8 protein-coding genes and 1 tRNA gene are annotated in these 7628 nt (G+C 64.1%); 6 read left to right on the top strand and 3 right to left on the bottom strand.

The features are described from left to right. Nucleotides 1–170: 170 nt before the first annotated feature. The 3 genes from J0F76_RS19360 to J0F76_RS19350 all read right to left on the bottom strand — a co-directional run bounded on the left by J0F76_RS19360 (nt 171) and on the right by J0F76_RS19350 (nt 2042). Nucleotides 171–590, bottom strand: a complete 420-nt coding sequence (locus J0F76_RS19360) for a type II toxin-antitoxin system death-on-curing family toxin (RefSeq protein ID WP_207472003.1) — start codon at nt 588–590, stop codon at nt 171–173. Between the two features lie 455 nt (nt 591–1045). After that, nucleotides 1046–1120, bottom strand: a tRNA-Asn gene (locus J0F76_RS19355). 61 nt (nt 1121–1181) lie between these two features. Beyond that, the gene (locus J0F76_RS19350; protein ID WP_207472001.1) at nt 1182–2042 is read right to left on the bottom strand and encodes an MBL fold metallo-hydrolase; all 861 of its coding nucleotides are present in this window, start codon (nt 2040–2042) and stop codon (nt 1182–1184) included. 34 nt (nt 2043–2076) lie between these two features. Here J0F76_RS19350 and J0F76_RS19345 point away from each other — a divergent pair, with 34 nt between their 5' ends. From J0F76_RS19345 to J0F76_RS21410, 6 genes are all read left to right on the top strand, one after another. Further along, nucleotides 2077–3426 carry an ATP-binding protein gene (locus J0F76_RS19345; RefSeq protein WP_207471999.1) on the top strand — a complete coding sequence of 450 codons (1350 nt, stop codon included), beginning with the start codon at nt 2077–2079 and terminating at the stop codon, nt 3424–3426. Between the two features lie 132 nt (nt 3427–3558). Then, a complete protein-coding gene (gene lon / locus J0F76_RS19340; protein WP_207471997.1) occupies nt 3559–5976 on the top strand; it encodes an endopeptidase La in 2418 nt (805 codons plus the stop codon). Nucleotides 5977–6097: 121 nt separating this feature from the next. Beyond that, entirely contained in the window at nt 6098–6259 is a 162-nt protein-coding gene (locus J0F76_RS19335) for a hypothetical protein (protein ID WP_207471994.1), read from the top strand. Continuing rightward, the gene (locus tag J0F76_RS19330; RefSeq protein WP_207471992.1) at nt 6232–6492 is read left to right on the top strand and encodes a DUF2147 domain-containing protein; all 261 of its coding nucleotides are present in this window, start codon (nt 6232–6234) and stop codon (nt 6490–6492) included. Before J0F76_RS19335 ends, J0F76_RS19330 begins: the two co-directional genes overlap by 28 nt. A gap of 287 nt (nt 6493–6779) precedes the next feature. Then, nucleotides 6780–7295, top strand: coding sequence for an IS110 family transposase (locus J0F76_RS19325; RefSeq protein ID WP_207472005.1), 516 nt, complete (start codon nt 6780–6782; stop codon nt 7293–7295). 50 nt (nt 7296–7345) lie between these two features. Continuing rightward, nucleotides 7346–7585 carry a transposase gene (locus J0F76_RS21410; RefSeq protein ID WP_377707286.1) on the top strand — a complete coding sequence of 80 codons (240 nt, stop codon included), beginning with the start codon at nt 7346–7348 and terminating at the stop codon, nt 7583–7585. Nucleotides 7586–7628: the final 43 nt, after the last annotated feature.

Below are 7628 nucleotides of genomic sequence, written 5' to 3'. Positions count from 1 at the left end.
TCCAAGCCAACACTCCCACGCTCATGCGCGTGCAGAATGGCCCAAGCAGATTACAAGAGGCAGAAGGGGAACGCCGTCGCGCTTACGTCTTACTGCTTTAGCCTTTCAACTCTAGAGCAGGCGAAAAAATGCTTCTCGGAATAATGCTCATAGCTTAGTAGAAAGCTATGCTACCCCACATAGGGGCGGGTACTGGTCCTCACGATGTGGTCCAGTACGTCTAGGCTAAATCTTTCTTCATTAAACAGCCTTTCAATCAGCGGACCCATTTCGACATCAGGTGCGCAGAACTCTAGTCCGTTCATCAACAAGAAGTTCACCATGCAAACAAAGCCGGTTCTCTTGTTGCCATCTTGGAATGCGTGATTCGATGAGACTCCATGCCAGTAATAAGCAGCTAGCCTCACCAAATCGGCATTAGGATCATAATAGGCTGCTGACCTAACCCTACCGAGCGCTGATTCCAGATCATCCACACTCTTGCAGCCACTTAGCTGTCCAGGCTCAAGAACGTCTTGATGAAACTCAAAAACGATCTCCCTGTCTAAAAAGGAGATCGTTTCCAGATCTTCAGGTAGTGCAAAACTCATTATGCGAGATAGGCAAGAGTCTTCCCATAACGCGCCTTGGTCAACTTCATCGCCTCCTGCGCACTCAGACGTTTGCGCGGGGCATTCTTAGCCACGGGGACGAAGTTAGAGTTAGCGGCAAGCGCACTTGCGCAGAAGGAAGGAGCCGCATGGACGCGCCCGCAGATTATGCAAGGTTTCCGATCAGACATGGCTTTCTCCACTCCTCAGGCGCTGCGCCCTTACTTGGAACATAGCGCCGACTCTATCGAACGCAAGAAAATAGATTGTTAACACAGCGTACGCTGCTCGTTACTAAGAGACCGCAGACCAAACGTTCTTTGGGTATGCTTGTTCCCCGTGTGTCATACGGTTTGCTAAACTGCAACGCCGATTTCCACCCATCACAAGTGTTCCCCCCGTGTTCCCCCGAAAGAAACAGGGCTCAGCCATTTCTGGCTAAGCCCTTGTAATATTGGCTCCGGCGGTAGGGATCGAACCTACGACCAATTGATTAACAGTCAACTGCTCTACCGCTGAGCTACGCCGGAACACGGGGGCCGTATAGCAATGCATTCCGGGGGCGTCCAGAGGGATGCGTGACGTTTTTTTTCACAAAGACGCAAATTCGGCCTGCGGATGCAAATCGCCCACCGGAGCCACGGCGCCGATCTGGGCCAGGGCCAGCAGATGGGCAAGGACGTTGCGGGTCGCGGCGGGCAGAAGGGCGGGGGCGACGTCATACAGGCGCCGTGCCAGTGTCGCGGCGTCGGCAGGCCCCTCGCGCAGGGCCGCCAGGATCTGGGCGGTGCGCAGCCGCCGGTGGGTGGCCAGTTCGGCAAGCCGGGCCTGCGGGGACTCGATGGGGTCGCCATGGGCGGGCAGCAGCCGCCGCGGGCCGAACTGCGCCAGGCGGTCCAGCGTGCGCAGGTAATCCCCCAGATCGCCGTCCGGGGGCGAGATGATGGTCGAGGACCAGCCCATCACCACGTCGCCGCACAGGATCTGGTCGCCCCACAGGAAGCTCAGGTGCCCCCCGGCATGGCCGGGGGTGTGCAGCGCGGTCAGGCACCAGTCCGCGCCCTCGACCATGTCGCCGTCGCGCAGGGCGATGTCGGGGGCAAAGTCCAGATCCAGCCCCTCGCCCCCGCCGGTGGCGGCACCGGCAAGGCGCTGCATCATCGGCGACCGGCCTGCCAGGGCATCGCCGAAGGCCAGCACCGGCGCCCCGGTCATGCGCGCCAGCGCGGGCGCGCCGGCGCTGTGGTCCCGATGCGCGTGGGTCACAAGGATGTGGCTGATCCGCCCCCGCCCCGCCGCGACGATCGCCGCCAGGTGGCCGGGATCGTCGGGGCCGGGGTCGATCACCGCGACCCCTTCGCCGCCCAGCAGGAAGGTGTTGGTGCCCGGTCCTGTCAGCGGCGAGGGGTTCGGGGCCAGGATGCGCAGCAGGTCTTTCGTCCGTCCGTCCATGCCGCTAGCCTTAGCACGACCGATGGGGATTTCCATGGCGAACCAGGCAGAGGGCGGCGGCTGGCTGAAGGGCGTCTTCCCGCGCGGGCTTTACGGCCGCGCGGCGCTGATCCTGTTCCTGCCTGTCGTGGTCGTGACGCTTGTGGTCAGCGTGATGTTCCTGCAACGCCATTTCGATGGCGTGACGCGGCAGATGACCACCAGCATGGCGCGCGAACTGGCCTTCGTCGCGGCGCGGATCGACCGCGCCGAAGGGCAGCGCCATGCGGGACGAGAGATCGCCGTGCCCCTTGGCATCGCCATCGGCGCGCCCGAAACGGACGGGGCGGGCGACCGCCGCCTGTTCTACGACTTTTCCGGCCGGGTGGTGATCGAGGAGTTGCGCGCCCATCTGCCGGCCATCCGCGCCATCGACCTGGCACACGACGACAAGCGCGTGATCGTGACCATCGACGGCAAGGCCGGCCCGTATTCGCTGTCCTTCGACCGGCGCCGGGTCAGCGCCTCGAACCCGCATCAGTTGCTGGTGCTGATGGTCTTCACCTCGTTGCTGATGACGGGGATCGCCACCGTGTTCCTGCGCAACCAGTTGCGCCCCATCCGCCGCCTGGCAGACGCGGCCGAGGATTACGGCAAGGGCCGGATCGTCGCCTATCGCCCGTCCGGCGCGACCGAGGTGCGCAGCGCGGGCACGGCCTTTCTGGACATGCGCAACCGGCTGGAACGCCAGAACGAGCAGCGCAAGCTTATGCTGTCGGGGATCAGCCATGACCTGCGCACGCCGCTGACGCGCCTTCGGCTGGGCTTGTCGATGATCTCGCCCGACCTGCCGCCCGATGACGAGGAACTGCGCGCGATGGAGGCCGACATCGCCGAGATGAACCGCATGGTCGATGCCTTCCTGGACTACGCCCGCGACGAGGCGCAGGACAGCGCGCCCGAGCCCACCCCGGTTTCCGAATTCGTGGACGGCATCGTGGCCGATGCCCAGCGGGCCGGGCAGCATGTGGTCCTGCGGGCACTGGAGGGCGATACCGCTGGCCGGGCGACCTTTCGCCGCGACATGCTGCGCCGTGCACTGGAAAACCTGCTGGGCAATGCCGCGCGCCATGGCACCCGCGCCGAACTGGACGCCGCGCTGGGGCCGCGTAGCCTGCGCATCGGGGTCGAGGACGATGGCCCCGGCATTCCCGACGACGCGATGGAGGCCGCGATGCGCCCCTTCACGCGGCTGGATTCGTCGCGCAACCGAAACAGCGGCGGCGGCGCGGGCCTGGGCCTTGCCATCGCGGCGGATGTGGCGCGCGCCCATGGCGGGCAGCTTCGGCTGGGCCGGGGGCAGCGGCTGGGCGGCCTGCGCGCCGAGATCGTCATTCCCCGATAGCCGCCGGGACAGGAATATCGGGCATTTTTTGCGTCATATTGAATGCCGCCCCGCACAGCCCTAAATTGATCCAACGCAGGGGCCGTGTGTCGCCATGACGGGGCCACGGCTTCGGGCAGAAAGGAACGCATAATGAACGAATTCGCTGCTTCGACCTATCCGGTGCTGCCTTTGCGCGACATCGTGGTCTTTCCCCACATGATCGTTCCGCTGTTCGTGGGTCGCGAAAAATCGGTCCGCGCGCTGGAAACGGTCATGGAATCGGACAGCCCGATCCTGCTGGCGGCGCAAAGGGACGCCTCGGTCGATGAGCCGACCGAAGACGGCATCTACACTGCCGGCGTGTTGGCCAACGTCCTGCAACTGCTGAAGCTGCCCGACGGGACCGTGAAGGTCCTGGTCGAGGGGCGCGAGCGCGTGCAGATCACCGGCTTCGTCCCGAACGACGATCACTTCGAGGCCACCGCCATTCTGATGGCCGAGACGCCGGGCGATGGCGCGACCGTGACCGCCCTTGTCCGCACCGTGGCCGAGGAGTTCGAGCGCTACGTCAAGGTCCGCAAGAACATCCCCGAGGAGGTCGTGACCGCCGTGGCCGAGGCGAAGGAGCCGGGCAAGCTGGCCGACCTGGTTGCGGGCCACATGGGCATCGCGCTCGACAAGAAGCAGGATTTGCTGGACACGCTGGACGTGGCCGAGCGGCTTGAGAAGGTCTATTCCCTGATGCAGGGCGAGATGTCGGTCCTGCAGGTCGAGAAGAAGATCAAGTCCCGCGTCAAGACCCAGATGGAGAAGACGCAGCGCGAGTACTATCTGAACGAGCAGATGAAGGCCATTCAGAAGGAACTTGGCGACGGCGAGGACGGCCAGAACGAGATCGCCGAGCTTGAGGAAAAGATCGCGCGCACCAAGTTCAGCAAGGAGGCCCGCGAAAAGGCCGAGGCCGAGCTGAAGAAGCTGAAGTCGATGTCACCGATGTCGGCCGAGGCGACGGTCTCGCGCAACTACCTCGACTGGCTGCTGGCCCTGCCCTGGGGCGTGAAGTCGCGCACCCGCAAGGATCTGGTCGCGGCGGAAAAGGTTCTGGATGCCGATCACTACGGTCTGGAAAAGGTCAAGGAACGCATCGTCGAATGCCTGGCCGTGCAGACCCGCAGCCAGAAACTGAAAGGCCCGATCCTGTGCCTCGTCGGCCCTCCGGGCGTCGGCAAGACCTCGCTGGGGCGTTCGGTCGCCAAGGCGACGGGACGCGAGTTCATCCGCATTTCGCTAGGCGGCGTGCGCGATGAGTCCGAGATCCGCGGCCACCGCCGGACCTATATCGGCTCGATGCCGGGCAAGATCATCCAGGCCCTGAAGAAGGCCAAGACGACCAACCCGCTCATCCTGCTGGACGAGATCGACAAGATGGGCCAGGACTTCCGGGGCGATCCGGCGTCTGCGATGCTCGAGGTGCTGGACCCCGAACAGAACGCGACCTTCGTGGACCACTATCTCGAGGTGGAATACGACCTGTCGAACGTGATGTTCGTGACGACGGCCAACAGCTACAACATGCCGGGGCCGCTTCTGGACCGGATGGAGATCATCAGCCTCTCCGGCTATACCGAGGACGAGAAGCGCGAGATTGCGCGCCAGCACCTGCTGCCCAAGCAGATCGCGGCGAACGGCCTGCGCAAAGGTGAGTTCGAGGTGACGAACGACGCGCTGACCCATGTGATCCGCTACTACACGCGGGAAGCCGGGGTCCGTTCGCTGGAACGCGAGATCGCCAAGCTGGCCCGCAAGGCCGTGACCGAGATCCTCAAGGGCCAAGTCAAGTCCGTGACGGTGGATGCCGCCAAGGCCGAGGAATACCTGGGTGTGCGCCGCCACCGCTATGGCCTGGCCGAGAAGGAGGATCAGGTCGGCGTGGTGACGGGGCTTGCCTGGACCTCGGTCGGGGGCGATCTTCTCCAGATCGAGGCGCTGCGCCTGCCGGGCAAGGGCCGGATGAAGACGACCGGAAAACTGGGCGACGTGATGAAGGAATCGATCGACGCGGCTTCCAGCTTCGTGCGCTCGATCTCGCCCGAGATCGGGGTCAAGCCGCCGGAATTCGACCGCCGCGACATCCACGTCCACGTGCCCGAGGGGGCGACACCCAAGGACGGCCCCTCGGCAGGCATCGCCATGGTCACGTCGGTCGTGTCGGTGATGACCGGCATCCCCGTTCGCAAGGATGTCGCCATGACCGGCGAGGTGACGCTGCGCGGCAACGTGCTGGCCATCGGCGGGCTCAAGGAAAAGCTGCTGGCGGCGCTGCGCGGGGGCATCAAGACGGTGCTGATCCCGGCCGACAACGAAAAGGATCTGGCCGAGATCCCGGACAATGTGAAGACCGGCCTGACCATCATCCCGGTCAGCAATGTCCGCGAAGTCCTGAAGCACGCGCTGGTGCGGATGCCCGAGCCCGTCGAATGGGACGAGGCCGCCGAGGAAGCGGCCGAGATCGCCCGGGCTGCCTCTGCGCGCGACGACAGGGGCGCGGGAAGCGCGGTTGCGCACTGACTGATGGAAAGGGCCGGTTTGTACCGGCCCTTTTTCGTACTTTGCGCGTGAACATTCCTGTTGCAGCCCGGCCCGCTTTCCGGGTGCGTGTGCAACCTGGGACAATCATCAAGGCAATTGCATGAAACACCTGCTTCCCGGGCTTGCCGCCCTTGCCCTTCTGGCCAGTCCCGCAGTCGCGGCCGATCCGCTGGCCGGCACCTGGCGGACACAGCCCGGCAAGGATGGCGGCTTCGGTCATGTCGAGATCGTCCCGTGCGGGGCGGCCTGTGCGGCACGGTGATCCGAACCTTCGATGCTGCGGGCCAGGCGGTCCGGGCGGATGATCTTGGCGCGCTGATCCTGGACAGGATCGTGGCGACGGGCGAGGGCGGCTATGGAAAAGGCCGCATCATCAACCCCGAAACCGGCCGTGGCTATACTGCGCGCCTGAAGCTGCGCGGCAATCTGCTGGACATTGGCGGCTGCGTGATGATGATCTGCCGCAATGCCGGAACGTGGCAACGGGTGGAGTGACGCGCCACGGTCCCGCCGACCAAGCCGCTGAACGCCACGGGGCCGCGCCGGCCAGGCAAGGTGAACCGGGCCCTTGTGGCTGTGCCGCAGAACATGGGGTAATCGCGCGCCGCGTTTCTCGGAGGCCGTATCGTGGCACCCCGCCGCCGCCCGATGTGCTGGGGACGCCGGGCCGACGAACGGCTTGGCCGCGCCATCGGATGGAGAATGACCATTGACCGGTATGTTGGACTTGATGTTTCCCTGAAGGACACAACGATCTCGATCCGCCAGGGCGGGCGGCGGATCTGGCGAGGGAAAGGCCTTCTGCCCCGAAGGCCGTTGCCCAGGCCATTCGCAAGCACGCGGCTCAGCCCCAGAACGTCATCCTCGAGAGCGGCCCGCTGGCAACCTGGTTCTTTCACGCCTTGACGGAGGAAGGGCTGCCCGCGATCTGCATCGAAGCGCGCCACGCCCAGAAGATACTCAGCGAGACCCTCAACAAGACGGATGCGAATGACGCGGATGGTTTGGCGCAGTTGGCTGAGGCTGGCTTTTACAAGGCCGTGCGGGTGAAATCGTTTGTAGCCATGCGGATCCGCACGCTCATTGCCGCGCTTGCTCAGCTCCTGGACATGACGACCCAGCTGACCAACCAGATCCGTGGCTTCATGAAAACCTTTGGACTTATCGTTCCGAAGGGCACCGGGCGTGTGCTTGATTCCCACGTCCGAAAGCTGGTGGAGATGACAGCCTGCTGGCGCAGATCATCTTGCCGCTGCCGGAGGTCTGGCTCGAGTTGCGCAAACGTGCCGCCCGTCTGAGTCAGCACCTGCTTGCCACGGCACGGCAAAGCACAGGCACGAAGCTCCTTGTGACCATCCCCGGCATCGGCGCCATCACAGCGATCTCCTATGTTGCCGCGGTCGAACATCCGGACGACTTCCGAAACTCCCTGGCTGTCGGTGCCTGGCTCGGCATGACCACCCGCGACCCGCTCGCCTGTCCAGACAACGCAGCTTCGTCAGGGCATAGGCGTATTCGATCGTCAAACCGAGGCAGTGGAGGCTTAGAGCCTGTTGCACTCAATCGACCTCATAACCTGCGGCTTTGAAGTAGTTGTAGCATTCCTCGTCGGAGAACAGATCGCAGACCTG

Source organism: Paracoccus fontiphilus, assembly GCF_017356265.1.
Classification (GTDB): Bacteria; Pseudomonadota; Alphaproteobacteria; order Rhodobacterales; family Rhodobacteraceae; genus Paracoccus; species Paracoccus fontiphilus.
This window is presented reverse-complemented; position numbering and strand designations above follow the sequence as displayed.